The organism is Aeromonas sp. FDAARGOS 1410 (assembly GCF_019048745.1).
GTDB lineage: Bacteria > Pseudomonadota > Gammaproteobacteria > Enterobacterales > Aeromonadaceae > Aeromonas > Aeromonas jandaei.
Genome location: NZ_CP077401.1, coordinates 3,683,331 through 3,709,286, shown reverse-complemented (window position 1 = coordinate 3,709,286; position 25,956 = coordinate 3,683,331). Strand labels below are relative to the sequence as shown.

25 protein-coding genes are annotated in these 25,956 nt (G+C 56.0%); all 25 read left to right on the top strand.

The features are described from left to right. Positions 1-332 precede the first annotated feature (332 nt). A complete protein-coding gene (locus I6L40_RS17230; RefSeq protein WP_005334759.1) occupies positions 333-1,187 on the top strand; it encodes a MurR/RpiR family transcriptional regulator in 855 nt (284 codons plus the stop codon). Between the two features lie 163 nt (positions 1,188-1,350). Next, positions 1,351-2,790 (top strand): pyruvate kinase, encoded by a 1,440-nt coding sequence (gene pyk / locus I6L40_RS17225; RefSeq protein WP_033114470.1) that lies wholly within the window; start codon positions 1,351-1,353, stop codon positions 2,788-2,790. Positions 2,791-2,999: 209 nt separating this feature from the next. After that, positions 3,000-3,776 carry a lipoprotein gene (locus I6L40_RS17220; RefSeq protein WP_041208925.1) on the top strand — a complete coding sequence of 259 codons (777 nt, stop codon included), beginning with the start codon at positions 3,000-3,002 and terminating at the stop codon, positions 3,774-3,776. A 165-nt stretch (positions 3,777-3,941) separates the two neighbouring features. Continuing rightward, complete coding sequence (gene fliE / locus I6L40_RS17215; protein WP_041208924.1) at positions 3,942-4,259, top strand: flagellar hook-basal body complex protein FliE; 318 nt, start codon at positions 3,942-3,944, stop codon at positions 4,257-4,259. A gap of 62 nt (positions 4,260-4,321) precedes the next feature. After that, positions 4,322-6,025, top strand: a complete 1,704-nt coding sequence (gene fliF, locus I6L40_RS17210; protein ID WP_042031569.1) for a flagellar basal-body MS-ring/collar protein FliF — start codon at positions 4,322-4,324, stop codon at positions 6,023-6,025. Further along, on the top strand, positions 6,018-7,079 hold the full coding sequence (gene fliG, locus I6L40_RS17205) for a flagellar motor switch protein FliG (protein ID WP_033114465.1): 1,062 nt from the start codon (positions 6,018-6,020) through the stop codon (positions 7,077-7,079). Before fliF ends, fliG begins: the two co-directional genes overlap by 8 nt. A 69-nt stretch (positions 7,080-7,148) precedes the next feature. Further along, the gene (fliH, locus tag I6L40_RS17200) at positions 7,149-7,967 is read left to right on the top strand and encodes a flagellar assembly protein FliH (RefSeq protein WP_216994630.1); all 819 of its coding nucleotides are present in this window, start codon (positions 7,149-7,151) and stop codon (positions 7,965-7,967) included. Between the two features lie 52 nt (positions 7,968-8,019). Continuing rightward, the gene (gene fliI / locus I6L40_RS17195) at positions 8,020-9,351 is read left to right on the top strand and encodes a flagellar protein export ATPase FliI (RefSeq protein ID WP_041208921.1); all 1,332 of its coding nucleotides are present in this window, start codon (positions 8,020-8,022) and stop codon (positions 9,349-9,351) included. Positions 9,352-9,378: 27 nt separating this feature from the next. After that, positions 9,379-9,819 carry a flagellar export protein FliJ gene (gene fliJ / locus I6L40_RS17190; protein WP_033114462.1) on the top strand — a complete coding sequence of 147 codons (441 nt, stop codon included), beginning with the start codon at positions 9,379-9,381 and terminating at the stop codon, positions 9,817-9,819. Between the two features lie 157 nt (positions 9,820-9,976). Next, positions 9,977-11,770: a flagellar hook-length control protein FliK gene (locus I6L40_RS17185; RefSeq protein WP_239693792.1), complete on the top strand. Its 1,794-nt coding sequence runs from the start codon at positions 9,977-9,979 to the stop codon at positions 11,768-11,770. A 57-nt stretch (positions 11,771-11,827) separates the two neighbouring features. Further along, a complete protein-coding gene (fliL, locus tag I6L40_RS17180; protein WP_041208919.1) occupies positions 11,828-12,343 on the top strand; it encodes a flagellar basal body-associated protein FliL in 516 nt (171 codons plus the stop codon). Between the two features lie 7 nt (positions 12,344-12,350). Beyond that, positions 12,351-13,421, top strand: coding sequence for a flagellar motor switch protein FliM (gene fliM, locus I6L40_RS17175; protein ID WP_041208918.1), 1,071 nt, complete (start codon positions 12,351-12,353; stop codon positions 13,419-13,421). Positions 13,422-13,471: 50 nt separating this feature from the next. Further along, entirely contained in the window at positions 13,472-13,864 is a 393-nt protein-coding gene (gene fliN / locus I6L40_RS17170; protein WP_005298791.1) for a flagellar motor switch protein FliN, read from the top strand. Next, positions 13,861-14,244, top strand: a complete 384-nt coding sequence (gene fliO, locus I6L40_RS17165) for a flagellar biosynthetic protein FliO (RefSeq protein WP_043849985.1) — start codon at positions 13,861-13,863, stop codon at positions 14,242-14,244. The genes fliN and fliO overlap by 4 nt, the downstream gene beginning before the upstream one ends. Continuing rightward, positions 14,231-14,992 (top strand): flagellar type III secretion system pore protein FliP, encoded by a 762-nt coding sequence (gene fliP / locus I6L40_RS17160; protein ID WP_071910763.1) that lies wholly within the window; start codon positions 14,231-14,233, stop codon positions 14,990-14,992. The genes fliO and fliP overlap by 14 nt, the downstream gene beginning before the upstream one ends. A gap of 23 nt (positions 14,993-15,015) precedes the next feature. After that, positions 15,016-15,285 (top strand): flagellar biosynthesis protein FliQ, encoded by a 270-nt coding sequence (fliQ, locus tag I6L40_RS17155; protein ID WP_041208915.1) that lies wholly within the window; start codon positions 15,016-15,018, stop codon positions 15,283-15,285. Continuing rightward, positions 15,282-16,079, top strand: a complete 798-nt coding sequence (gene fliR / locus I6L40_RS17150; protein WP_041208914.1) for a flagellar biosynthetic protein FliR — start codon at positions 15,282-15,284, stop codon at positions 16,077-16,079. Before fliQ ends, fliR begins: the two co-directional genes overlap by 4 nt. Next, complete coding sequence (gene flhB, locus I6L40_RS17145; protein WP_071910766.1) at positions 16,072-17,202, top strand: flagellar biosynthesis protein FlhB; 1,131 nt, start codon at positions 16,072-16,074, stop codon at positions 17,200-17,202. The genes fliR and flhB overlap by 8 nt, the downstream gene beginning before the upstream one ends. 107 nt (positions 17,203-17,309) lie before the next feature. Beyond that, a complete protein-coding gene (gene flhA / locus I6L40_RS17140; protein WP_071910769.1) occupies positions 17,310-19,415 on the top strand; it encodes a flagellar biosynthesis protein FlhA in 2,106 nt (701 codons plus the stop codon). Between the two features lie 16 nt (positions 19,416-19,431). After that, positions 19,432-20,853 (top strand): flagellar biosynthesis protein FlhF, encoded by a 1,422-nt coding sequence (flhF, locus tag I6L40_RS17135; RefSeq protein ID WP_071910771.1) that lies wholly within the window; start codon positions 19,432-19,434, stop codon positions 20,851-20,853. A gap of 1 nt (position 20,854) precedes the next feature. Then, positions 20,855-21,730: a MinD/ParA family protein gene (locus I6L40_RS17130; RefSeq protein WP_033114450.1), complete on the top strand. Its 876-nt coding sequence runs from the start codon at positions 20,855-20,857 to the stop codon at positions 21,728-21,730. After that, positions 21,723-22,442, top strand: a complete 720-nt coding sequence (locus tag I6L40_RS17125; RefSeq protein ID WP_041208910.1) for an RNA polymerase sigma factor FliA — start codon at positions 21,723-21,725, stop codon at positions 22,440-22,442. The genes I6L40_RS17130 and I6L40_RS17125 overlap by 8 nt, the downstream gene beginning before the upstream one ends. A gap of 111 nt (positions 22,443-22,553) precedes the next feature. Continuing rightward, entirely contained in the window at positions 22,554-22,937 is a 384-nt protein-coding gene (gene cheY, locus I6L40_RS17120) for a chemotaxis response regulator CheY (RefSeq protein ID WP_010634617.1), read from the top strand. A gap of 12 nt (positions 22,938-22,949) precedes the next feature. Next, entirely contained in the window at positions 22,950-23,690 is a 741-nt protein-coding gene (locus tag I6L40_RS17115) for a protein phosphatase CheZ (protein ID WP_033114448.1), read from the top strand. A gap of 11 nt (positions 23,691-23,701) precedes the next feature. Continuing rightward, positions 23,702-25,936: a chemotaxis protein CheA gene (locus I6L40_RS17110; RefSeq protein WP_216994629.1), complete on the top strand. Its 2,235-nt coding sequence runs from the start codon at positions 23,702-23,704 to the stop codon at positions 25,934-25,936. Positions 25,937-25,956 lie beyond the last annotated feature (20 nt).

The following is a 25,956-nucleotide window of genomic DNA, read 5'->3' as shown; positions in this document are numbered from 1 at the left end:
GTTACAAGGTGTGGACGACCAGTGGCGCCCCGACATTATTATTTGCCGCCAATTCTAACCGAGCCAAAGCGATGGTCGTCTGTTGGAGACGCACAAACGTGCGCCCGCTCACAGTGTTGTTGCTTTGCAACATTTGTAAGCGGTTTCAATCGGCAGTGACATTTTGTAACGAAAAGAACGAAATAATTAGAGATGAGTCATACTTTGTATTGTGGGTGTTAGTTGCGTTAACCGCTTGTCTTGTATAGTCATCAGGTTGATTGGAAACCTGCTTAGCCGTAAATTGAGTGCAAAGACACTGAAGCTAAATTACAAAATGCCTGGTGGTGATGATGAATACCCTTGATAAAATTACAAACAACTTGGAAAGTTTCAGTAAATCAGAGCGCAAGGTCGCCGAAGTGATTTTGGCATCCCCACAGACGGCTATTCACTCCAGTATCGCCGCCCTGGCCAAGATGGCCGATGTCAGCGAGCCGACCGTCAACCGCTTTTGCCGTCGCCTTGACACCAAAGGATTCCCTGATTTCAAACTGCATCTGGCCCAGAGCCTGGCCAATGGCACCCCTTATGTGAATCGTCATGTGGAAGCGGAAGATGGTCCGGATACCTATACCGCCAAGATCTTCGAATCCACCATGGCTTGTCTTGATGCAGCCAAAAACAGTCTGGATATTTCCGCCATCAATCGTTGTGTCGATATTCTGACCCAGTCCAAGAAGATCAGCTTCTTTGGCCTTGGCGCCTCCTCCGCAGTGGCCCGCGATGCCCAGAACAAGTTTTTCCGTTTCAACATACCGGTGGTGAGCTTTGACGACATCGTCATGATGCGGATGAGCTGCATCAACAGCAGCGAAGGGGACGTGGTTGTTCTCATCTCCCACACTGGTCGCACCAAGGCGCTGGTGGAAATTGCAGCGCTGGCCCGTGAGAACGATGCCACCGTCATCGGCATGACCGCCAAGGACTCTCCGCTGGCACGTGAGTGCAATCTGGTGCTCTCCATGGATGTGCCGGAAGATACCGACGTCTATATGCCGATGGCATCCCGCATCGCCCAGCTGGCGTTGGTTGATGTGCTGGCAACCGGTTTTACCCTGCGCCGGGGAATGAAATTTCGCGAAAACCTGAAGAAGGTTAAAGAGGGACTGCGCGAATCCCGCTTCGAAACCCCGCACTCTTCCTGAATGGTCGGGGGCCTTTGCCCCCGACTGTCTATGCCACCCGCCTTGGTGTAGTATTGTAATTTAGTAACAAAAGCCACCCAGATGGCTTGCAAACGGGTGCATCGAGCCATTGGCTTGATGGGGCAGAATCTCAACTCGTATCAACTTCATATCGGAGTCTTTCATGCCTAGACGTACAAAGATTGTAACCACACTCGGTCCTGCTACCGACCGCGAAGGGATCCTCGAAGGGATCATCCGCGCCGGTGCCGACATGGTGCGGATGAACTTCTCTCACGGCACTCCTGAAGATCACATCCTGCGCGCCAATCAGGTGCGTGAAATTGCTGCCAAGCTGGGCCGTCACGTTGCCATCATGGGTGACCTGCAGGGGCCGAAAATCCGCGTTTCCACTTTTAAAGACGGCAAGATCTATCTGGCTATCGGTGACAAATTCGTGCTGGATGCGGCCCTTGGCAAAGGGGAAGGTTGTCAGGAGCAGGTTGGTATCGACTACAAGAGCCTGCCAAACGATGTCGTGCCGGGCGATATCCTGTTGCTGGATGATGGCCGTGTGCAGCTGAAAGTAGAGAGCGTCGAAGGCACCCGTATTCTGACCACTGTCACCGTGGCTGGCCCGCTCTCCAATAACAAGGGCATCAACAAGAAAGGGGGCGGTCTCTCCGCGCCAGCGCTGACCGAGAAGGACAAGGAAGATATCAAGACTGCCGCCCGTATGAACGTGGACTATCTGGCGGTCTCCTTCCCCCGTTGCGGTGATGACCTGCGCTACGCCCGCGAGCTGGCCCGCGAAGCCGGCTCCAACGCCAAGATCGTGGCCAAGGTTGAGCGCGCCGAGACTGTCGCCACTGACGAAGCGATGGAAGACATCATCCTCGGCTCCGACGCCGTCATGGTTGCCCGTGGCGATCTGGGTGTCGAAATCGGTGACCCCGAGCTGGTTGGCGTACAGAAGAAGCTGATCCGCTTCTCCCGTCGTCTGAATCGGGTGGTGATCACCGCGACCCAGATGATGGAGTCGATGATCAATGCGCCGCTGCCGACCCGTGCCGAAGTGATGGACGTGGCCAACGCCGTGCTGGATGGTACCGATGCCGTGATGCTCTCTGCCGAGACCGCTGCCGGTCAGTTCCCCATCGAGACCGTGACCTCCATGGCCAGTGTCTGTGTCGGTGCCGAGAAGCATCCGAGCCTGAACGTATCCAACCACCGCATGAACTACACCTTCACTTCTGTCGAAGAAGCGGTAGCCATGTCGACCATGTATGCGGCCAACCATCTTGAAGGGGTCAAGGCGATTGTGGCGCTGACCGAATCCGGTACCACCCCGCTGCTGATGTCCCGTATCAGCTCAGGTTTGCCGATCTTCGCCATGTCTCCGCACAACAAGACCCTGGCCTGGACCAACCTCTACCGCGGCGTCACCCCTGTGCTGTTTGACGGCGACGAGACCAAGCCGGTCTATGAAGTGTGCCGCGATGCGCTGGATGTCCTGAAAGCCAAAGGTCTGCTGCAGAGCGGTGACATGGTGTTGCTGACCCACGGTGACAAGATGGAGACCGTCGGCAGTACCAACACCTGCAAGGTGATGATGGTCGAATAAGCGGTTTGACTTGTTGATTATCAAGGCTGCCCACCTTTGGTGGGCAGCCTTTTTTATGTCGGTTTGGCACTTATCTCACTTATGGGCATGGACTCGAAGATTGCTTATGGCGGAGCCCATCCCGATAATGCGCAAGATTATCCAGGTGTTTGCCCTGACCCGCGCGGATAGGTGAATGCCATGAAGCCGAAGCATATGGGAGCAAAAGGATGAAGAATCACAAGTGGTTGCTGGGTCTGGCCGTGAGTCTGGCCATCTCCCCCTGTTATGCCGACTGGGCAAAGCTCAAGGCTGCGGCATCCGATCTCGGAAGTGCGTTGAGCGAAACCGGCAAGGAGGTGTGGCAGGATGTCAGCGATTTCTCCAAGAAGAGCTGGGCCTCTATTTCGACCTGGGGTGAGGAGGCGTTCAATACCGCCGGTGTCTGGACTGACAAGAGCATAGCGACCGGTAAAGAGTGGTTGGTTGTCGCCGACAAAAAACTCACGGAAATGGTCAACCCCAAGACGGCACAAGAGGCAAGGATTGCGCTCAACACCATGTCTGATACTGCGCTGATACATCTCTTCAATGAACAGCCCTCAGCCAAGTTATTGTTTGACAAGGCTTATGGTTACGCCGTCTTCGACTCGCGCAAGTTCTCCCTGATGCTTCACACCAATCAGGGGGCCGGTGTGGCTGTTAATCGGAAAACCGGCAAACACACCTATATGAAGATGTTTGGTGCGGGTCTTGCAGCCGGGATCGGTGGCAAGTTTTATCAGCAGGTGATCCTGTTTGAAGACAAGGCCAGATTCGATGCCTTTGTGACCCAGGGTTGGGAGGCCACCTCCGAAGTGGGCGTGGTGGCCGGCAAGGAGAGCGCCGAACTGACCGCCAAATATAACGGTGGCATGGCCATCTATCAGATTGGCGAGAAGGGGCTGCTGCTCGATGCCAATATCTCCGGATCCAAATACTGGATCGACAAGGATCTGACCCAATAAGGTCGCCTCAGAAAGGGTTCACCTTCTCTTCGCTATGGCGTTATCCCTTCATCGGGTTGCAGTGCTTTCCCCTCGCTGCAACCCTTGTCCAGACTTGGATCTGTTGTTTGGCATCATAATTGCTTGTTGCCTGTCAGCGTCAATGATTTGTCTGGGGATGGAAAAATGGAAATTAGTGCAAGCAGCCTGATGCAAGAGATGCAGGCACTCAAGGTAGAGGCCGGTGCAACCCCGCTGGCACAGCCGGGCCGTCAGGTCAGCTCCGACTTTGGCCTGCTGCTGCAACAGGCATTGGGCAACGTCAACGAATTGCAAGGCGCCGCCAACGATCTGCGCACCCGCTTCGATATGGGTGACAAGTCAGTGGATCTGGCCGAAGTGATGATTGCCGGGCAGAAATCCTCCATCGCGTTCGAGGCCACGGTACAGGTACGCAACAAGATGGTCGATGCCTACAAGACCATCATGAACATGCCGGTATAAAGGATTTCAACGAATCATGACGACCGGGCATCATGAACATGTCAGCAATAAGGACATAAATCGTGGCTACTGACCAAAACGGCGATCTGCTGCTAAACGATGAGGGTACTGCCGCCCTCGATGAGAATGAGCAGAAGAGTTCGGCACTGGGCTTTCTGTCCAATACCGATGTACTGCGCCAGATCACCCTGATCCTGGGACTTGCCATCTGTCTGGCCATTGCCGTGTTTATCCTGCTCTGGGGCAAGGAGCCGGACATGCGTCCCCTCGGCACCTATACCACCCAGGAGCTGGTCAAAACCCTCGACTTCCTCGATCAGCAGAAGATCCCCTACGAGGTGGATGGCAAGAGCGTGCTGGTCAGTGCCGAGAACTACCCCAATATCAAGCTGGCGCTGACCCGTGCCGGTCTGGCCAATGTGACCGACGCCAGCAGTGACGGCGAAGATATCCTGCTGAAAGACTCCAGCTTCGGTGTGAGCCAGCGGATGGAGGCGGAGCGCCTCAAGCTGAGCCGCGAGCGCCAGCTGGCCAGCGCTATCGAGCAGTTCCAGAATGTAGCCAAGGCACAGGTGCTGCTGGCCATCCCGAAAGACAATGTCTTTGCCCGCAACGAACGTAAACCCAGTGCGACCGTGGTCGTCAATCTGAAAGGGGCTGCTCTTGGTCAGGGCGAGGTGGACTCCATCGTCGATATGGTCGCCTCGGCAGTCCACGGCCTCGAACCGACTCGTGTCACCGTTACCGACCAGAACGGCCGCCTGCTCAACTCCGGCTCGCAAGATCCTCTTGCTGCCCAGACTCGCAAAGAGTTTGCGATGCAGCAGAAGCAGGAGCTCGAATACAAACAAAAAATTGACGCCATTCTGATCCCGGTACTGGGGGCTGACAACTATACGGCGGAAGTGGATCTCTCCCTCGACTTCTCCCAGCAGGAGCAGACCCGTAAAACCTACAACCCGGATCTGCCGGCGGTGCGTTCCGAAATGACGCTGGAAGAGAACAGCTCCGGCAGCAGCAATGGCGGTGTGCCGGGGGCGCTCAGCAACCAGCCGCCAGCAGCATCCACTATTCCCGAGCAGGCGACTGCCGGCGAGAGCAGCTCCGCTGCCAATGGCCGTTCACGCAAAGAGGCCACCCGCAACTTCGAGCTGGATACCACCGTCAGCCATACCCGTCGCCAGATGGGGGGGATCCGCCGCATGACCGTCTCCGTGGCGGTCGATTACAAGTCGATGACTGCCGCTGATGGCAAGGTGACTCGCGAGGCGCGCAGCCAGGCTGAGCTCGATACCCTGCGTCGTCTGTTGAGCGGTGGCCTGGGTTTTGATGTGACCCGTGGCGATACTCTGGAAGTGGTTGCCATCCCGTTCAACCGTCCCGAGCTTGAAGCCGTGGCGGCCACCCCTGTCTATGATGAGCCCTGGTTCTGGCGTGCGGTGCGCATCGCGGCCTCCGTGCTGGTTATTATCGTCTTGATCGTGACCGTGGTTCGCCCCATGCTCAAGCGGTTGCTCTATCCGGATGCCAAGCCGGAAGGCGAATTGGATTTCGACAACCACACTGTGCTGGGTGGTGACGACGAGTTGAGTCTGCTGGCTGCTCAGGCCGAAGCAGAGCCGGTGTTCGGATTGCGCGATGGTCAGCTCAAGCTGCCTGATCTGCACCGGGATGAAGATTTGCTCAAGGCCGTGCGTGCCCTGGTGGCGAACGAGCCGGATCTGGCCGCTCAGGTCATTAAAGAGTGGGTAACCAAAGATGCCTGAAGAGAATAAGAGCCAGGTCACTGGCAACGACATCACCGACAGTCAGCGCCAGCTTCTGGAGCAGATGTCAGGGATGGAGATGGCGGCAGTACTGATGCTGAGCCTCAATGAAGAAGATGCGGCCCAGATCTTCCGTCATCTCGAGCCCAAGCAGGTGCAGCGGCTCGGTATGTCGATGGCCTCCATGTCCGACTTCAGTCACGATCGGGTGGCGGCGGTGCACCGTCAATTCATCGACGATATCCAGAAGTACACCAACATCGGTATCGGCAGCGAAGATTTCGTGCGCAAAGCGCTGGTGGCTGCCCTTGGCGAAGACAAGGCGAGCAACCTGGTGGATCAGATCATTCTGGGTTCCGGTGCCCGAGGCCTCGACTCGCTCAAGTGGATGGATGCCCGTCAGGTGGCCAGCATCATCCAGAACGAACACCCGCAGATCCAGACCATCGTGCTCTCCTATCTGGAGCCGGAGCAGTCAGCCGAGATCCTGAGCCAGTTCCCCGAGCAGGTGCGCCTCGATCTGGTGATGCGTATCGCCAACCTGGAAGAGGTACAACCTGCGGCGCTGCAAGAGCTGAACGACATCATGGAGAAACAGTTCGCCGGTGCGGCGGGGGCCCAGGCAGCCAAGATGGGCGGCCTGAAGGCTGCAGCCAACATCATGAACTACCTTGACACCAACATCGAAGGTCAGCTGATGGACTCCATCCGCGAGTCGGACGAGGAGATGAGCCAGCAGATCCAGGATTTGATGTTCGTGTTCGAAAACCTCATCGATGTGGACGATCGCGGCATCCAGACCATGCTGCGGGAAGTGCCGGGGGATCTGCTGCAACGGGCCCTCAAGGGCTCGGACGATCAGATGCGCGAGAAGATCTTCAAGAACATGTCCAAGCGTGCCGCCGAGATGCTGGCAGACGATCTGGAGGCCATGGGGCCGATCCGGGTTTCAGAAGTGGAAGCCGCCCAGAAGGAGATCCTCTCCATTGCCCGTCGTCTGGCGGATGCCGGCGAGATCATGCTGGGTGCCGGTGGTGGCGAGGAGTTCCTCTAAGCCATGGGCCAGAAACTCTACGGTTGTGCCGGGGCTGTATCCGGCGGTGGCGAGGAGCTGCGCTAATCCATGAACAACAAACTGCGTGGCTATGTGCGGCCTGACGGGGACGATGCCCGGATCGAAACCTGGGGTTGGCCCGAGATGGAGGTCGAGGCCGAGGTCGAAACCAATGCTCTCGGCTTGGCCCCCGACTGGTATCAGCAGGAAGAAGAGGTCATCGAGCCGGAACCCGAGCAGGAGCCGACCCCCTCCATCACTGCCGAGGAGCTGGAGGCAATTCGCCAGGCTGCCTGGGAAGAGGGGATGGCTGAAGGGCGTGAGGCCGGTTTTGCCAAGGGGCTGGAAGAGGGCAAGCTGGAAGGGTTGCAACAGGGCCACTCTGCCGGTCTCGAGCAGGGGCGCGAAGAGGGGCTGGCCATGGGGCGCGAGCTGGTGGAGCAGGAGATGGCTCACTGGCAAGCATTGGTAGCCCGGTTGGCCAATCCTCTCAACGAGCTGGATCAGGCGGTGGAGCAGCAGCTGCTCTCGCTGGTGTTGCAACTGGCACGGGCCCTCATTCGCCATGAGGCCGAAACCTCTCCTCGTATTTTGCTGGAGGCGCTCAAGCAGGGAATTGCCCTGCTGCCTGCCGCCGAACAGGGGGTGACGCTGATGCTGCATCCCGACGATATTGCCCGGGTCGAGCAGGCGTTCGGTGCCGAGGAGTGTGTCAAGCGCCAGTGGCGGCTGCAGAGCGATCCCACCCTCTCTCCCGGCGATCTGCAACTGGCGACCGAGCTCTCCAGTATCGACCTGACCCTTTCCGGACGCATTGATCAGCTGCTGCGCAACTTCTTGCGAGACAACGCGACACCCAATAACTCCTCGCCGGATCCGCACCCGTAATCAACGCCGGACACTGCTGTCCGGTTGACTGTTTTCTAGATCAGGAGGCCAGATGAGCGGCTCGCTACTGAACCGGTTGCAAGGGTACAAGGTGCGCGATAGCGCCCCCAAACCACCGGTTGCCGGCAAATTAACCCGGGTGGTGGGGTTGACCCTCGAAGCCATCGGTTGCCGTGCCGCCATCGGCGCGCTCTGCCGTATCGATACCCTTGATGGGACGCTGGAGGCTGAAGTGGTCGGCTTCTCTGGCGATCGCCTCTATCTGATGCCGAGCGAGCAGCTCAAAGGGGTCATTCCCGGTGCCCGGGTGGTGCCCATCACCGAAGAACACGGTATTCCGGTCGGCATGAATCTTCTCGGTCGGGTGATCGACGGTATCGGTCAGCCGCTGGATGGCCTCGGCCCCCTTCTCTCCTCCCAGACGGTGCAGTTTGCCCAGCACCGTATCAATCCGCTTGCGCGTCGCCCCATTCATCAGCCGATGGATGTCGGGGTGCGCGCCATCAATGCGGTGCTGACCGTCGGTCAGGGCCAGCGGATGGGGCTGTTTGCCGGCTCCGGCGTTGGTAAATCCGTGCTGCTCGGCATGATGACCCGCGGCTCGGTAGCCGATGTGGTCGTGGTAGGGCTTATCGGCGAACGGGGCCGCGAGGTGAAGGAGTTCATCGAGGATATCCTGGGCGAGGAGGGGCGTGCCCGCTCCGTGGTGGTGGCAGCTCCCGCCGATGCTTCACCGCTGATGCGTCTCAAGGGGTGCGAAACCGCGCTGGCCATCGCCGAGTATTTCCGCGATCAGGGGCTCAACGTGCTGCTCTTGATGGACTCTCTTACTCGTTATGCCCAGGCACAGCGCGAGATTGCGCTGGCCGTGGGCGAGCCGCCGGCTACCAAGGGTTATCCGCCCTCGGTGTTTGCCAAATTGCCGGCGCTGGTTGAGCGGGCCGGTAACGGCAGCGATGGGCAGGGATCCATCACAGCTTTTTTCACCGTACTGACCGAGGGGGACGATCTGCAGGATCCCATCGCCGACGCTGCGCGGGCGATCCTCGATGGCCACATCGTGCTGTCACGCGAGCTGGCTGATGCGGGCCACTATCCCGCCATCGACATCGAGAAGTCCATCAGCCGGGTCATGCCCATGGTGACTTCGCCGGAACACATGGATCTGGCGCGTACCCTCAAGCAGTTCTACTCCCTCTATCAGCAGAACCGGGACCTAATCACCATCGGTGCCTACAGCCAGGGCTCTGATCCCCGTATCGACCGTGCCATCATCCAGAAACCCTATCTGGACCAGTTCTTGCAGCAGGGGATGCGCGAGGTTATCCCTTATGACGATGGCCTGCAGGCCTTGCAGATGGTGGCGATGCCACTGATGCGTTGATGAGTCGCTGGATGCTGGAGCAGATCCATGAGTAAAGGGTTGATATTGTTGTCGGAACGGCTGGTGGAGGCGGAGCAGCAGTGTGCGCTCGCGCTGGCGAAGGCCCAGCAGGATCTCAAGCTGTTCATGGAGCAGCAGAATGCCCTCAACCAGTATCGCCAGATCTATCACCAGCAGTGGACCGATCGTGGCTTGCAGGGGATCTCTCCGCAGCAGAACGCCCAGTATCACGCCTTTATCAACAAGCTCGAGCAGGCGGCAACCCAGCAGTACGAAGGGGTGTTGCAGGTGCGGCAGGCGTTGGAGCAGCGCCGCGAAGAGTGGCTGGCAGCTCAGCAGCGGCGCAAGGCGGTGGAGTTGCTGCTGGAAAAACAGGCAAGCCGCGAACAGCAGAAGGCCCAGCGTCAGGAGCAGAAGATGCTGGATGAGTACGCTATCTTGCGGCGCTTCCATCAATCTGGCCTGTAACTTGCTTTGAACTGAACATGGCCGGAGGTCATCCCGCAGGGAACCTCCATAATTCAGGGACTCCATCATGATGCAGACAGTGTTGACACAAGCGCCTTCGGCTCAGACGAACGGGTTGGACAAAGCCGCCCTGAACGGTACACCCGAAACTGCAAATATGGATAGCGCCGGAGCCCTCGACAGCAAGGGGGACTTCGCCTCTCTGATTGCAAAGGCGCAGAGCAAGGATAAGGGGCCAGCAGATAAAGGGTCCGCAGAGAAGGGAGCAGCAGAGAGTGCCGTCAACAAATCCGGCAGCAGCGACCGATCAGCCAAATCTTTGGCGACAGAAAGCGATAGCAGCATCAAAGAAGATGGCGAGAAGAAGGGGGACGAGCTGCCTCCCAACGATTTTCTGCTGCGTCTGCAAGACTCCCTCAAACTCGACACCTCTTTGGTAACGCCTGCCGTTGTTGCCGCGGCTCCTGCTGACGGCAATCTGTTGCCGCAAGAAGGTGAGCAGCATGAGCTTGAGGCTGGTGATGATGTCAAACCGAGCGCGACTGACAAGCCGGCGCTGCCGTCCTCGGTAGCCGCTGGAACCATGCTGGAGAAGCTTGCTGCGGCGTCCGCACAAGCTGTGTCCACCGCTCAGAATAGTGAATCCTCTCAGGTTGTAGTTGAAGAAGAGGTAGTTGAGAAGACCGGTGAAGGGCAGAGCGCCAGCACACTTAAGGGAGAAACTGAACTCAAGGGGCAGGGGGAACCAGTACCTGCCGCCAAGGGGGATAAACCTCTCTCCGGAGCCGAACGTGTTGCCCAGTTGGCCAAACTGATGCCAACTGGCGAGTCTGTCCCGGTTAGCAAGCCTGAGACGGCTTCTGGTTCGCAACTCGGGCCCGACAGTGAAATGGATAGTGCTGTGCTGCTGAACAAGGGACAAGCTGCACAGACGACCCCGGCTCAGGGGCAGAGCGAGGCGCTCAAGACCTTCCACGAAGGGCTCAAGCAAGCCGATGGTACGGCTCAGAATGGGTCACAAGGTGGCGCACAAGGGGATGGCAAGAGCGCCGGGCAGCAGACAACGGCAGATAGCAATCCGGCGTCGACAGCCCAGAGTGCTCGCGAAGGGGCTGCAAGTGCTCCCGTCTCTGTCACGACCCAGAGCGCTCAGGCACCTGCTCCTGCCAGCGCGGAACCCGTGATGGCTGCGCCACAGCAGGTGTTGGCGCAGGTTGAATCGCAAGGGCCACAGGCCCCCTTGTCGACTATCTCCGCAGGCATTCAGCAGATGGAGGCGGCTGGAGCGACTCCGCTTCGCAAATCAGCCCAACTCGATGTAAAACCCAAAGTGGATAGTGCCAACCAAAGTGTGGTGGTGACCGAGGCGGCTAGCGAAAGCAGCCAGAGTCAGTCGGTGCAACATAGCCAGAACAGCCAGCCGCAGGTGCAGGTTGCCGAAAACCGTACCCCGTCAGCCGCCGAGGGCGCACAGCGCCGCGAGCCGCAGAATTTGCCTCACCTCAAGCTGGCTGGCCAGGAAGCCCCTGCCGAGTTGCACCAGAAGGTCAACCTGATGCTGGCGGACAAGCTGCAGCAGGCTGAGATCCAGCTCGACCCCATCGGCCTTGGCAAGATGAAAATCCAGATCCAGATCGATGCTTCCAGTCAGGCCAGCGTCCATTTCGTGGTACAACATGGACAGACTCGTGAGATGCTGGAGCAGGCGATGCCGCGTCTGCGCGACATGCTGGCGGGGCAGGGGATCCAGCTTGGTCAAACCCAGGTGCAGCATCAGTCACAACAGCAGCAACAGCAAGGTCAGGCAACCTCTGGCGGTCAGGGTCAGCAAGGACAGAGTGGTGGTCAGTCAGGCTCCGGCAGAGGGCAGGAGACGGGAGATGTGACTACATCTACCCTCAATGTGCTGGTGGAATCGACAAACGGTTCCGGAATTGATTTCTATGCTTGATGCAATCCCGAGTAAGTTTATGATATCGAACAAGTTTGATATGAGGGTGGACAAGGGATGGCAGACGATAACGAATTAACCCTGAAAGACCCGGCCGCGGGCAAGAAAAAGAAGCTGATCATTATCATCGCCCTTGCCGTTATCCTGCTGGGTGGTGGCGGTGCTGGCGCCTTTCTGATGCTCTCCGGCTCGGAGAAACCGGCCGCCGAAGCTGCCGAGGGGAAAGAGGCCAAACCCAAGGAGGAGGCGCCCCAGCCTTCACTTTATGTATCGATGCCGCGTCCCTTTGTCTTCAACGTAGCTGGCGTGCAGCGAGATCGTCTGGTGCAGATCAAAATCCAGCTGCAGGTGCGCGGCACCGCCGATGAGACGCTGGCCAAGCAGAATATCCCCCTGATTGAAGGCACCTTGCTGCGGGTGTTCAGCGCAGCAACGGCCGAACAGCTGATGACCTTCGAAGGCAAGGAGAAGCTGCGCAAGGATTCACTGGAAGAGTGTCGCCGGGTGCTCAAGGATCTGGTCTCTTCCCCCGTTATCGAACAAGTGCTGTTTACCGGCTTTGTAATGCAGTAGGTGAAGCGTGAGCGATCTGTTAAGTCAGGACGAAATTGATGCCCTCTTGCACGGTGTCGATGATGTCGAAGAGGAGGAGATAGGCTCGGCGGGGGATCCCGGCGTAGCCCAGTTTGACTTCTCCTCCCAGGACCGCATCGTCCGTGGCCGCATGCCGACACTGGAGCTGGTGAACGAGCGTTTTGCCCGCCACATGCGGATCAGTCTGTTCAACATGATGCGCCGTACTGCCGAGGTATCCATCAACGGCGTACAGATGCTCAAGTTTGGCGAGTATGTTCATACCCTGTTTGTGCCAACCAGTCTCAACATGGTGCGTTTCCGCCCTTTGAAAGGGACTGCGCTAATCACCATGGAGGCTCGGCTGGTCTTCATCCTGGTGGAGAACTTTTTTGGTGGCGACGGTCGCTACCACGCCAAAATTGAAGGGCGTGAATTTACCCCCACCGAGCGACGCATCATCCAGATGCTGCTCAAGCTGGTGTTTGAAGATTACAAGGATGCCTGGGCTCCGGTGATGGATGTGGGCTTCGAGTATCTCGACTCCGAAGTGAACCCGGCAATGGCTAACATTGTCAGCCCGACTGAAGTGATCGTGGTCAGCTCGTTCCACATCGAACTGGATGGTGGTGGTGGTGACTTCCATGTGGCCATGCCTTACTCCATGCTGGAGCCCATTCGCGAACTGCTGGATGCCGGTGTACAGAGTGACAAGGGTGATACCGATGTGCGCTGGAGCAAGGCGCTGCGCGATGAGATCATGGACGTCAAGGTCGAGCTGCGGGCCAAACTGCTGGAGACCGAGCTCACCCTGCGCGAGCTGATGGAGCTGCAACCTGGCGATATCATCCCGGTCGAGATGCCTGAAAATCTGCTGGTTTTCGTGGAAGATCTGCCGACTTTCCACGCCAAGATGGGGCGCACCAAGGATAATGTCGCCCTCAAAATCACCGACAAACTCAAGCGCCCGGAAGGGGTCAAGACCGAGATGCATCTGGTGACCCGGGGCGGTGTACGTATCGATGGCGAGGCCGAGCTGGAAGAGCTGGAGCGCAGCATCGAGGATCAACAGAGATAATCGACGGTTTATTGCGATAAACGGTCATGAAGTAGCGATAAGGAAGCAAGATGAGCGGAACTGAGGAAGAGGATCTGATGGCGGACGCATGGGCTGCCGCCCTGGAAGAGCAGGTGACGGCGGAAGCCAAGCCAGCCCCGCTGGAAGAGTTGAAAGATGACGCTCCTATCAGTGCCGAGGAGCGCCGCAAGCTCGATACCATTCTGGATATTCCTGTCACCATCGCCATGGAAGTGGGCCGCAGCCAGATCAGCATCCGCAATCTGCTGCAACTGAACCAGGGTTCCGTCGTGGAGCTGGATCGGGTGGCCGGTGAGCCGCTGGATGTGCTGGTCAACGGCACCCTGATCGCCCACGGCGAGGTTGTAGTGGTAAACGACAAGTTCGGTATCCGTCTGACCGATGTCATCAGCCAGATTGAGCGGATCAAGAAACTCAAATGATGCGAATGCTGCTGTTACTACTGCTGCCCTTGCCGGCACTTGCTGATGTCGGGGCGGCAGTCAATGCCCCCAGCCTGAGCTCTTGGTTGCTCTCCAGCCTGATGGTGATCGGTCTTATTCTGGTTCTGGGTTTTCTGCTCAAGAAGAGCAAGATTGCCACCGCCATGGGAGGCGGCCAGATGAGGGTGATCGCCAGCCTGCCGGTGGGCTACAAAGAGAAGTTGCTGGTGGTCAAAGTAGGTGAACAGCAGTTGCTGGTCGGGGTCACGCCACAGCAGGTCAACTTCCTCTATCGCCTGGAAGAGCCGCTCGATGAAAATCAGCCTCAGGTTTTCTCCCAGCAGCTTGGCAAATTGATGGGCAAGCATGAAAAAAGCTAACTGGATCTGGCTGTCGACCAGCCTGCTGACCCCGCTGCTATTCTCCTCGCTGGCCGTGGCACAGGATGCCATGTCGGCTGTGACCGTCAAAACCATGGCTGATGGTAGTCAGGAGTACAGCCTGACCCTGCAAGTACTGGCGTTGATGACGGCGCTCTCGTTTTTGCCCTCCATGGTGATCATGATGACGTCGTTTACCCGCATCATCATTGTGCTGGGAATTTTGCGGCAGGCGATCGGGCTACAGCAGAGCCCCTCCAACCAGGTGCTGATCGGCATTGCTCTCTTCATGTCGTTTTTCATCATGTCGCCAGTACTAGACCGCATCAACAATGAAGCGTTGCAGCCCTATCTGGCAGAGACCATTCAGGCTAAAGAGGCACTGGAGCGGGCCGAATTACCTATCCATCAATTCATGCTGGCGCAAACTCGCATCAAGGATCTCAATACCTTTATGGAGATCGCCAACGTACAGGTGGAGAAACCTGCCGATGTGCCGCTGCGGGTGTTGATCCCGGCTTTTGTGACTAGTGAGCTGAAAACTGCCTTTCAGATTGGCTTCATGCTGTTTCTGCCGTTTCTGGTTATCGACCTGGTGGTGGCGAGTATCTTGATGGCGATGGGGATGATGATGCTCTCGCCGATGATCGTTTCACTGCCATTCAAGCTGATGCTGTTTGTCATGGTGGATGGCTGGAACCTGATTCTGGGTTCTCTGGCCAACAGTTTCGGACTGGGTACCGGCTAAGCCGGGCCGAAGGAGCAGGCAGTATGAGCCCTGAAACCTTTGTCGACGTATTTCGCGAGGCGCTCTGGTTAGTCACAATCATGGTCTGTGCCGTGATACTGCCCAGCCTCTTCGTTGGCTTGCTGGTAGCTATTTTTCAGGCGGCCACTTCCATCAACGAACAGACCTTGAGCTTTCTGCCTCGTCTGATTGTGACGCTTTTAGCTTTGGGGGTTGGTGCTCACTGGGGCTTGCAGAGTTTGATGGACTTCTTTCAGCTAATGGTGAGCCAGATCCCCGAGGTGGTGGGATGACCTACACAACCGCTCTTATCATGGAGTGGTTGTCTTCCATCCTCTGGCCACTGGCTCGGGTGAGTAGCCTGCTGATGGTGATGGCGGTATTTGGCAGCCGCCTTGCCCCGGCCCGGATCCGGATTGGCTTGGCCCTTGCCATTACCTTTCTGATTGCGCCTCTTTTACCCAAGATGCCACCCATCGAGCTTTTTTCCGTCGGCAGTTTTCTGGTATTGGCCCAGCAGTTGCTTATAGGCATTGCGCTGGGACTGATGACCCAGTTTCTGATGGAGAGCTTCGTAATGGCGGGTCAGGTAATCGCCATGCAGACCAGTCTGGGTTTTGCCACCTTGGTTGACCCCATGAATGGTCAGGCTACACCTGTAGTCGGCCAGTTTTATCTGATGCTGGCGACGCTGGTTTTTCTGGCGCTCGATGGTCATTTGGTGATGCTGCGACTGGTCATCCTCAGCTTTGAGACACTCCCCGTCTCCGATAGCGGTCTTTCGGTTTCCTCCATGCAAACCTTGAGCAAATTCCTGGGGGTTATGTATCAGGCTGCGCTGGTTATGTCGCTCTCTGCCATAGTGGCGCTGCTGCTTATCAACTTCGCTTTTGGCGTGATGACCCGGGCTGCTCCTCAGCTCAATATTTTCAGTATCGGTTTTGCCGTCAGCATGATGTCGGGTCTGCTCATCCTCTGGCTCACTATCGGTGGTTTTCTCGGCCATTTTGATAGTCTGTGGGAGCGGGTGCAGGAGGTCAGCTGCGAGCTGATTGACACCCAGTGTTTGGGGGGCGCCCATGGCTGATACCGATCAGGAACGTACCGAACAACCCACGGGCAAACGACTGCAACAAGCCCGTGAAAAAGGGCAGATTGCGCGTTCAAAGGAGCTGGGTACCGCCAGTGTCTTGCTTTCAGCCGTGTTCGGGCTGCTGATGCTCAAGGGGTCGCTCGCCAGTGCCATGATCAAAGTGTTGACGACCGGTTTTACTCTGGACAGGGAGCAGGCCTTCGACCCCAACGCCATGATCGCCATGGTTCCAGCGCTGCTTGGGGAATTGATCCTTCCGCTGGGTCTGCTTTTTGCGCTGGTTACCATTGCCGCTTTTATCGGCAATACCCTGATGGGGGGGATGAACTTCTCCACCGAAGCCATGATGCCCAAGTTCAGCAAGCTGAGCCCGCTCAACGGGTTGAAGCGGATGTTCGGGGTGCAATCGTTGGTCGAGCTGGTCAAGTCGATTGCCAAGGTTGTGTTTATTTCCCTGTTTGCATGGTGGATGCTTTCCAGCCAGTTTAACCATCTGCTCAATCTCTCGATGGAGGGATACCCCGGTGGCATCATTGATGCGCTAGAACTCTTTCTCTGGATGCTGATCATCCTCTGTTGTGCCCTTATCCCTATTGTGGCCATAGACGTGCCGTTCCAGCAGTGGAATCACATGCGTCAGCTCAAGATGACTAAGCAGGAGATAAAAGACGAATTCAGGGATAGCGAAGGTAAGCCAGAGGTCAAAGGGCGGATCCGTCGTCTACAAATGGAGATGGCTGCGCGCCGGATGATGGGGGAAGTGCCCAAGGCGGATGTGGTTATCACCAACCCGACCCATTACTCTGTTGCCCTCAAATATGAGGCGGGCAAGCCTGGTGCCGCACCCAAGGTTATCGCCAAGGGGACTGACGAGGTGGCGATGAAGATCAGGGAGATCGCCCGTGAATACAATATTCCCATCATGCCCTCTCCCGAGTTGACCCGCGCCATCTATCACTCCACCGAGCTGGGTAGAGAAATACCGGAAGGGCTATTTGCTGCCGTGGCCCAGGTGCTGGCCTATGTGTTCCAGCTCAAGAAGTTCCGCCGTGGACATGGACGTCGCCCGCAGCCGCTGGCTAAAGATCTTCCTATTCCGCCTGAATATCGCAAATGACAAAGTTCTGACACAGTCAAAATAAAATGATTAAAAATCAATAAATTGAATTCTTGGCTTGATGTTTGCTTTAATCTGGAACCAGCGAGTAAAGATCGAGAAAAGCGATGGAATTCAAGGCAACATTGGGCCGGTTAAAAGAGTACAGATGGCTGCTTGGCAAAGGGGTCGGTACCCCGCTGCTGGTACTGGCGTCTATGGGAATGGTGGTTCTGCCCATTCCGCCTCTGATGCTGGATATCCTCTTCTCCTTCAACATCGCGCTCTCCATCGTGGTGCTGCTGGTTGCCGTCTACACCCGCCGCCCTCTCGAATTTGCCGCTTTTCCTACCGTACTGCTTATCGCGACTCTGCTTCGTCTGGCGCTTAACGTTGCTTCTACCCGAGTTGTTTTGCTGGAAGGCCACAACGGCAGCGCTGCTGCGGGACATGTAATTGAGGCCTTCGGTAACGTAGTGATCGGCGGTAACTACGCGGTCGGCATAATCGTTTTCATGATCCTGATGATCATCAACTTTGTGGTGGTCACCAAGGGTGCAGGGCGCATCTCCGAGGTGAGCGCCCGCTTTACTCTTGATGCGATGCCTGGCAAGCAGATGGCCATCGACGCCGATTTGAACGCCGGCCTAATCAATCAGGAAGAGGCCAAAAAGCGCCGCCAGGATGTGACTCAGGAGGCCGATTTCTACGGTTCCATGGACGGCGCGTCCAAATTTGTTAAAGGGGATGCGATTGCGGGCATCATGATCCTCTTTATCAACATACTGGGGGGCTTCATCATCGGCATGGCCCAACACCAGCTCACCTTCAGCGAATCGGCTCAGATTTACACCTTGCTGGCTATCGGTGATGGCTTGGTTGCCCAGATCCCCTCCCTGCTGCTCTCTATCGCAGCCGCCATCATAGTCACCCGGCAAAATACCGATCAGGATATGGGTACTGCGGTATTGGGACAGCTGTTCGATAATCCCAAGGCGTTAGTCATTTCTGCCGGTATCTTGTTGATGATGGGCAGTGTGCCCGGTATGCCACATGTGGCATTTCTGAGTCTGGGTGGCGTAGCTGCGGTCGGAGCCTGGTGGTTGCTGCGCCGCGAGAAACTGCTTGCAGCCAAGGTAGCCAAAGGGGAGTTGATGCCGGCAAGTGCCGACCAACCTGCTCACGAGCAGAAAGAGCTGAGCTGGGACGACGTGATGCCAGTCGATATCATCGGTCTGGAGGTGGGCTATCAGCTCATTCCGCTGGTGGATCGCAGCCAGGGAGGCGAGTTGCTCAACCGGATTAAAGGGGTACGCAAGAAACTCTCCCAAGAGCTGGGTTTTCTTATCCCTGCCGTGCACATTCGTGACAACCTGGAGCTGGCTCCCAACCAATATCGCATCACCTTGATGGGGGTCAGTACCGGCGAGGCCAATGTTTACCATGATAAGGAAATGGCCATTAATCCGGGTCAGGTCTTTGGTCAGGTGCAGGGGATTGCTGCACGGGACCCAGCCTTTGGGCTGGAAGCCGTCTGGGTTGCCAAGGAGCAGGTCTCTCATGCTCAAACACTGGGCTATACGGTGGTGGATACGGCGACTGTGGTTGCCACCCACCTTAGCCAGATCCTAACCAACCATGCCTCACTGCTGCTCGGTCACGATGAAGTGCAACAGCTGCTCGACATGATCGGTAAGCACCAGAGTAAACTGGTTGAAGGATTGGTGCCTGAAGTTATCAGCATGGGTAACCTTGTGAAGGTATTGCAGAATTTGCTCAATGAAGGCGTGCCAATTCGTGACATGCGCACTATCCTGCAGACCTTGGTCGAGTATGCACCCCGTAGCCCGGATCCCGAAGTGCTGACTGCCGCCTGCCGGATTGCTCTGCGCCGTCTGATCGTGCAGGAGATTGCCGGCCCGGATCCCGAGCTACCGGTTATTACCTTGGCACCAGAACTGGAACGTATATTGCATCAATCTTTGCAGGCGGGTGGTGGTGATGGTGCCGGTATTGAGCCGGGCCTGGCGGAGCGGATGCAGCGCTCACTGGTAGAGGCTACACAACGGCAAGAGTTGGAAGGTCAACCAGCCGTGCTGCTGACATCGGGGATCTTGCGCAATACCCTGGCCAAATTTGTGAAGAATGCCATTCCAGGATTGCGCGTTCTGTCGTATCAGGAAGTGCCTGATGACAAGCAGATTCGTATCGTCAGTGCAGTCGGACAGAACTAGTTAGCGGAGATGACGGGTGAAGATTAAGCGGTTTTTTGCCAAGGACATGCGAACGGCTCTGGCCGAGGTCAAGGAGACTCTCGGGCCGGATGCCGTCATCATGTCCAACAAGAAGGTGACCGGAGGGGTCGAGATAGTCGCCGCTGTTGACTATCAATCCCAGGTTCCGGGGCCGAGAGATACGCCGGTTCGCCGTCAGCTGAACGATGAGAGCGTCAATATTTCGTCTGCCGCGCGGCAGATGGGGCGCCCTGAACCAGCACCCAGCCAGAACGAACACTATGCCGATACGCTGGCAGCCTTGCTTGCTCGCCAGCAAAAACTCCAACCGGGCAATGGTGCTGGGATGGGGGGGGCTCAGCCAGCCGCAATAGCTGCCACGACTTCTGCGCCGAAAACCCTTGCCGAACAGGGACAGTGGGGGGCCGCTCCCGAACCAGCCAAACCTCGGGCTCGTGCCACATCAACTTCTCCTCGTGCCCCTCAGTCCAATCAACGAGATCAGGAGATGGAGGGGATGCGCAAGGAGATGGCCAGCATCCGCAAGCTGCTGGAGCATCAGATCTCCGGTCTGATGTGGCAGGAAGTGGAGCGCCGGGAGCCGATGCGTGCGCTGCTCATCAAAGAGCTCAAGAAGATGGGGTTTGACGATGCTTTTGCCGATCAGCTGGCAGGCATGATCCCGGAAGATATGTCGATCCATCAGGGAATGGCTCAACTGGCTGAAGTGCTTACAGCTCAACTCAAGATCAGCGAAGATGAAATTTTGCGGCAGGGCGGGGCTGTAGCCCTGCTCGGTCCGACTGGGGTTGGCAAGACCACCACCATTGCCAAACTGGCAGCACGCTTTGCCATGAAATATGGTGCCGAGCAGGTGGCGCTGATCACCACTGACAATTACCGGATCGGGGCCCATGAGCAGTTGCAGACTTATGGTCGCATCATGGGATGTCCGGTTCGTCAGGTGCGCGATGCCGAGGAACTGGCCAGTGCACTTTATCAGTTCCGCCATCGTCGGTTGGTATTGATCGATACGGCAGGGGTCGGTCAGCGGGATATTCGCTTGACCGAGCAGCTCGATACCTTGGTCAAGAATGCCAAAGTACGGATCCGCAGTTATCTGGTGATGTCGGCAACCTCCCAACGTCGGGTGATGCAGGAGGCGGTCGACCATTTCCGGCGTATTCCGCTTAGCGGCTGCATACTTACCAAATTGGATGAAAGTCTGAATCTGGGCGAAGTGATTAACGTGTGTATCCAGAATTCATTGCCCATCAGCTATATCACTGACGGACAAAGGGTTCCGGAAGATATTCAGGTTGCCAATGCGGCGCAGCTCGTTGGAGCCGCCATGGGGTCGCTGGAGCGAGAAACAGAAGAGCCCTATTTCTGGGGTGCAGGCTTTGGCGAGGCCGAAGATTCGGAGTTTTATGAGTAACATGTATATGGATCAGGCGAGTGGTCTGCGCAAAATGCGTCAAAACAATCGAGTTAAAGTAATCGCCGTTTCCGGAGGCAAGGGGGGCGTTGGCAAGACCAACGTCACTCTGAACGTGGCAGGTGCCATGGCTGCGCAGGGCAAACGGGTGATGGTACTGGATGCTGACCTCGGTCTGGCAAACGTGGATGTCATGCTGGGGCTGCGGGTACACCGCAACCTATCCCACGTACTGGCCGGTGAATGCACTATCGACGACATCATTGTCGAGGGGCCGTATGGCATGATGATAGTGCCGGCAACTTCCGGTACCCAGTCGATGGTCGAGCTCTCGCCCGTACAGCATGCCGAGCTTATCCGAGCTTTTAGCGAAATGAAGACTCAGGTCGATATTTTGCTTGTAGATACCGCCGCCGGTATCTCCGACATGGTGCTGAGCTTCACCCGTGCTGCGCAAGACATCATGGTTGTGGTGTGCGATGAGCCGACTTCCATTACCGATGCATACGCTCTCATCAAGATCCTCTCCAAGGAGCACGGGGTGTTCCGCTTCAAGGTGGTTGCCAATATGGTACGCAGCCTGCGTGAGGGCCAGGAGCTCTTTGCCAAGCTGACTCGGGTAACGGATCGTTTCCTGGATACTTCTCTTGAGCTGGTAGCCTGCGTGCCTTACGACACCAATTTGCGGGCATCAGTGCGCAAACAGAAGCTGATTGTCGAAGCATTCCCCAAATCTCCTGCTGCGCTGGCGTTCCGTGCGCTGGCCAACAAGGCGGCAAGCTGGCCAGTTCCCAATCAGCCAGGTGGTCATCTGGAGTTTTTCCTGGAGAATTTGCTGCAAAAGCCGGCCACAACACAGGAAGGTTCCCGTGAATAAAGCCCAAGCGTACTTGCGTCATCAGGATTCCTATGTGCTGGTGGAGCGACATGCTCCGCTGGTCAAGCGAATAGCCCAGCATCTGCTGGCTCGTCTGCCCAGCAGTGTCTTGCTGGATGACCTGATCCAGGCAGGTATGATTGGGCTGCTGGAAGCCTCTCGTAACTTTGACGGCAGCAAGGGGGCCAGTTTCGAGACTTACGCAGGGATCCGCATTCGTGGTGCCATGCTTGATGAAATTAGGCGTGGTGACTGGGTGCCTCGTTCCGTGCATCGCAACAGCCGTGCAATATCTGAAGCCATCGAAAATGTTGAACAAGCCAATGGTCGAGATGCGCGTGATACGGAAGTCGCGGCTCAGATGGGGGTCTCGATTGCTGACTATCATGTCATGCTGCAGGATGTTTCTTGCGGAAAAATTATCGGGATCGAGGATCTGGGGGTCAGTGAGGATGTGATTGGTCATCCTGATGACGCACCCTCCGGGTCAGGTTTCGATGATTTGGCAGCAGAACGATTTCAGATTGCATTAGCCGAGCAAATTGGTCGCTTACCAGAGAGGGAAGCCCTGGTTCTCTCTCTTTACTACGATGAAGAGCTGAATTTGCGCGAAATCGGCGAGGTTTTGAATGTCAGTGAGTCACGGGTGAGTCAGATTCACAGTCAGGCAATGCACAGATTACGTGCTCGTTTGCGAGATTGGCATCTATAAGTGTTTGTACTGGCTACACTGAGACTAAACTCTAAGGCATAATCCGCACGACACAACCCGTTTTTAGCATCATGTAAGTGAGCCGCCGAGGCGGCTATTTAGGAGGGAATTTTGGACAAGAACATGAAAATCCTCATTGTTGATGACTTTTCAACGATGCGCCGGATTATCAAGAACTTGCTGCGCGACTTGGGATTCAACAACACCCACGAGGCGGATGATGGCAATACAGCATTGCCGATGCTGAAAAATGGTGATTTCCAGTTTGTAGTAACTGACTGGAACATGCCCGGCATGCAAGGTATTGACCTGCTCAAGGCCATTCGGGTTGATGACAAACTCAAACATCTTCCGGTATTGATGGTGACAGCTGAAGCCAAACGCGAACAGATCATTGAGGCCGCACAGGCTGGCGTTAATGGCTACATCGTCAAGCCTTTCACTGCAGCGACGCTCAAAGAAAAACTGGACAAGATTTTTGAACGAATCGGCTAAGGAGCTGCAGGGATGATGGCCAAAACGAGAGCAATGATTTCGCTCGACCAGGCAAGGATGCTTGTTGCTCATCTTGAGCAAGGTGAATTTGAACTGGCCGATGATCTGCTTGCCGAAGTATGTGCCCCCAATGCCTCCGATCTGTTTGACAAGGTCGGTCAGCTGACAAGACAACTGCATAATTCACTACAAGAATTTCGCCTTGATCCGCGGATTCCCGATCTGGCTACGCATGATATCCCTGATGCTCGGGAACGCCTTAGCTACGTTATCGATATGACTGACAAGGCTGCGAACCGCACCATGGATGCGGTAGAAGCCAGTCTGCCGATTGCAGATCGTCTTAATGACAATATCCAGCTGGTTATGCCTAACTGGAATGCCTTGATGTCCCGCGACATGAATGTTGGGCAATTCAAATCGCTATGTCACCAACTCGATGATTTTATTAAGGCTTCAGAGTCTGATGCCGATAAATTACGGCAACTGCTGACAGAGATCCTGATGGCGCAAGATTTTCAGGATCTGACCGGGCAGATGATCCGCAAGGTCATCAAACTTGTGCAGGAAGTAGAAACAAAATTAATAGAAATGCTGACTATGTTTGGTGAGGCTTCTGCAGAGCATTCAACTCGCAGCCTTCCTGTCAACGGGATTGAAGCTGAAGGCCCCATCATGAACCCCGAGGCCCGCGCCGATGTGGTCAATGGTCAGGATGATGTGGACGATCTGCTGTCTAGCTTGGGATTCTAATGGAGTGACGCATGGCCTTCGAAGTTGATGAAGACATACTGCAAGACTTTCTGGTCGAAGCATCCGAAATATTGGAACAGTTGTCTGAGCAACTGGTCGACTTGGAAAAGCGGCCCGATGACAAGAACTTGCTGAACGCGATTTTTCGCGGCTTTCATACCGTGAAAGGCGGGGCTGGGTTCTTGTCGCTGGGCGAACTGGTTGACGTATGCCACGGTGCTGAGAACGTATTTGATATCTTGCGCAACGGCAAGCGTACAGTGACTGCAGAATTGATGGATGTAATCTTGCAGGCTCTGGACGCCATCAACGTCATGTTTGCCCAAGTGCAAAATCGTGAAGCGCCAAGTCCTGCGTCAGAAGATCTTCTACATGACCTTCATGAGCTGTGCAAGCCTGAGGGTGAAGAGCAACTGAGGACTGCAACCAGCAGTGCTGCCTCTGATGTTGCTGCCGATCCCGAACCAGTGGCCCCTCAAGTAGACGTTTTCGTTGCTGAGCCTGAAGTGCCAGAAGCTGTTATTTCAGCAGAGAGCGTTGAGCCAGCAGCTGTTAATGGCGGTGGTTCTATTGACGAGATCTCTGCTGACGAGTTCGAACGTTTACTGGATGAGCTGCATGGCGTTGGCGGAGCCCCAACCAAAGCGGCTTCAACATCTGTGACCACAGATTCCGGTGACATTACGGATGATGAGTTCGAAGCTTTGTTAGATCAGCTGCATGGCCAGGGACAACATATAGGTGCACCAGAAGTTAATCCGCTTAAGTCGGTGCAGAAGGAAGTAGATGAGCTGATCGATGATGATGAGTTCGAACGCTTGCTTGACGAACTTCATGGTCGTGGGCAAGGGCCGCAGAGTACAATGGCACCTGCCGCACCTGCCGCACCTGCCGCACCTGCCGCACCTGCCGCACCTGCCGCGGTGCCAGCTCAGTCCAAACCTGCTGTGCCTACTCCTGCTTCCAAGCCCGTGACTAGTGCCTCAGCAAAACCTGCAGAGTCGCCATCCAAGCCCGCAGCGCCTGCAGCAGCTAAGTCTACAGCTCCAGCTCCGACTGAAAACAGTGCCGTACAAAGTGATACTACTGTTCGGGTGGATACCAAGACGCTCGATGTCATCATGAATATGGTGGGTGAGTTGGTATTGGTGCGTAACCGCTTGGTTAGTCTTGGTATTGCCAGCAATGATGAAGAGATGTCAAAGGCTGTTGCCAACCTGGATGTTGTGACTGCGGATCTGCAAGGGGCGGTCATGAAGACCCGGATGCAGCCGATCAAGAAGGTCTTTGGTCGATTCCCGCGCGTTGTTCGTGATTTGGCTCGTACTCTCAAAAAAGAAATCGAATTGGTCATGGTCGGTGAAGAGACCGATCTTGATAAAAACCTGGTTGAAGCATTGGCTGACCCCCTTGTTCACTTGGTTCGTAACTCCTGTGACCATGGGGTTGAGTTGCCCGAGATCCGTGAAAAAGCGGGCAAACCACGTCAGGGAACAATCACCCTGAGTGCTTCTCAGCAAGGTGATCATATCCTGCTCTGTATCGAAGATGATGGTGCAGGTATGGATCCAGAAAAACTCAAGTCTATAGCAATCAGCCGTGGTGTGCTGGATGCAGATACTGCTGCTCGCATGAGTGACAATGATGCCTACAACCTGATTTTTGCTCCGGGTTTTTCTACCAAGTCAGAGATTTCGGATATATCAGGCCGTGGTGTCGGTATGGATGTGGTGAAAACCAGCATTGTTGGCCTCAATGGCTCAGTACACATCGATTCCACATGGGGTAAAGGGACGCGTCTTGAAATCAAGGTGCCTCTGACTCTGGCGATTTTGCCGACCCTGATGGTAGAGGTGGGAGAGCAAACTTTTGCTCTGCCACTTGGCTGTGTGAATGAGATTTTCCACCTTGATCTGAAAAAGGCCAATATGGTGGACGGTCAGCTCACCATCATTGTTCGTGAGAAGGCAATTCCGCTCTTTTATCTGCATAAATGGCTGGTGCGTGGTCCCAACAAACGCTCCCGTCAAGATACAGGTCATGTGGTTATTGTGCAGATTGGGACACAGCAAATTGGTTTTGTTGTTGATAGCCTGATTGGCCAGGAAGAGGTGGTTATCAAGCCACTTGACAGCTTGCTGCAAGGAACGCCAGGTATGGCTGGTGCAACAATTACCAGTGATGGTGGAATAGCCCTGATTTTGGATGTGCCGAGTCTGCTCAAAGCATATGCGCGTAGACATTAATAGCTCAGGCCCAAGGAGTT

What these genes read in the sequence shown, in the direction of transcription:
- I6L40_RS17230 (WP_005334759.1), top strand. Translation starts at nt 333, where the DNA reads ATGAATACCCTTGATAAAATTACAAACAACTTGGAAAGTTTCAGTAAA.
- pyk (WP_033114470.1), top strand. Translation starts at nt 1,351, where the DNA reads ATGCCTAGACGTACAAAGATTGTAACCACACTCGGTCCTGCTACCGAC.
- I6L40_RS17220 (WP_041208925.1), top strand. Translation starts at nt 3,000, where the DNA reads ATGAAGAATCACAAGTGGTTGCTGGGTCTGGCCGTGAGTCTGGCCATC.
- fliE (WP_041208924.1), top strand. Translation starts at nt 3,942, where the DNA reads ATGGAAATTAGTGCAAGCAGCCTGATGCAAGAGATGCAGGCACTCAAG.
- fliG (WP_033114465.1), top strand. Translation starts at nt 6,018, where the DNA reads ATGCCTGAAGAGAATAAGAGCCAGGTCACTGGCAACGACATCACCGAC.
- fliH (WP_216994630.1), top strand. Translation starts at nt 7,149, where the DNA reads ATGAACAACAAACTGCGTGGCTATGTGCGGCCTGACGGGGACGATGCC.
- fliI (WP_041208921.1), top strand. Translation starts at nt 8,020, where the DNA reads ATGAGCGGCTCGCTACTGAACCGGTTGCAAGGGTACAAGGTGCGCGAT.
- fliJ (WP_033114462.1), top strand. Translation starts at nt 9,379, where the DNA reads ATGAGTAAAGGGTTGATATTGTTGTCGGAACGGCTGGTGGAGGCGGAG.
- I6L40_RS17185 (WP_239693792.1), top strand. Translation starts at nt 9,977, where the DNA reads ATGGATAGCGCCGGAGCCCTCGACAGCAAGGGGGACTTCGCCTCTCTG.
- fliL (WP_041208919.1), top strand. Translation starts at nt 11,828, where the DNA reads ATGGCAGACGATAACGAATTAACCCTGAAAGACCCGGCCGCGGGCAAG.
- fliN (WP_005298791.1), top strand. Translation starts at nt 13,472, where the DNA reads ATGAGCGGAACTGAGGAAGAGGATCTGATGGCGGACGCATGGGCTGCC.
- fliO (WP_043849985.1), top strand. Translation starts at nt 13,861, where the DNA reads ATGATGCGAATGCTGCTGTTACTACTGCTGCCCTTGCCGGCACTTGCT.
- fliP (WP_071910763.1), top strand. Translation starts at nt 14,231, where the DNA reads ATGAAAAAAGCTAACTGGATCTGGCTGTCGACCAGCCTGCTGACCCCG.
- fliQ (WP_041208915.1), top strand. Translation starts at nt 15,016, where the DNA reads ATGAGCCCTGAAACCTTTGTCGACGTATTTCGCGAGGCGCTCTGGTTA.
- fliR (WP_041208914.1), top strand. Translation starts at nt 15,282, where the DNA reads ATGACCTACACAACCGCTCTTATCATGGAGTGGTTGTCTTCCATCCTC.
- flhB (WP_071910766.1), top strand. Translation starts at nt 16,072, where the DNA reads ATGGCTGATACCGATCAGGAACGTACCGAACAACCCACGGGCAAACGA.
- flhA (WP_071910769.1), top strand. Translation starts at nt 17,310, where the DNA reads ATGGAATTCAAGGCAACATTGGGCCGGTTAAAAGAGTACAGATGGCTG.
- I6L40_RS17130 (WP_033114450.1), top strand. Translation starts at nt 20,855, where the DNA reads ATGTATATGGATCAGGCGAGTGGTCTGCGCAAAATGCGTCAAAACAAT.
- I6L40_RS17115 (WP_033114448.1), top strand. Translation starts at nt 22,950, where the DNA reads ATGATGGCCAAAACGAGAGCAATGATTTCGCTCGACCAGGCAAGGATG.
- I6L40_RS17110 (WP_216994629.1), top strand. Translation starts at nt 23,702, where the DNA reads ATGGCCTTCGAAGTTGATGAAGACATACTGCAAGACTTTCTGGTCGAA.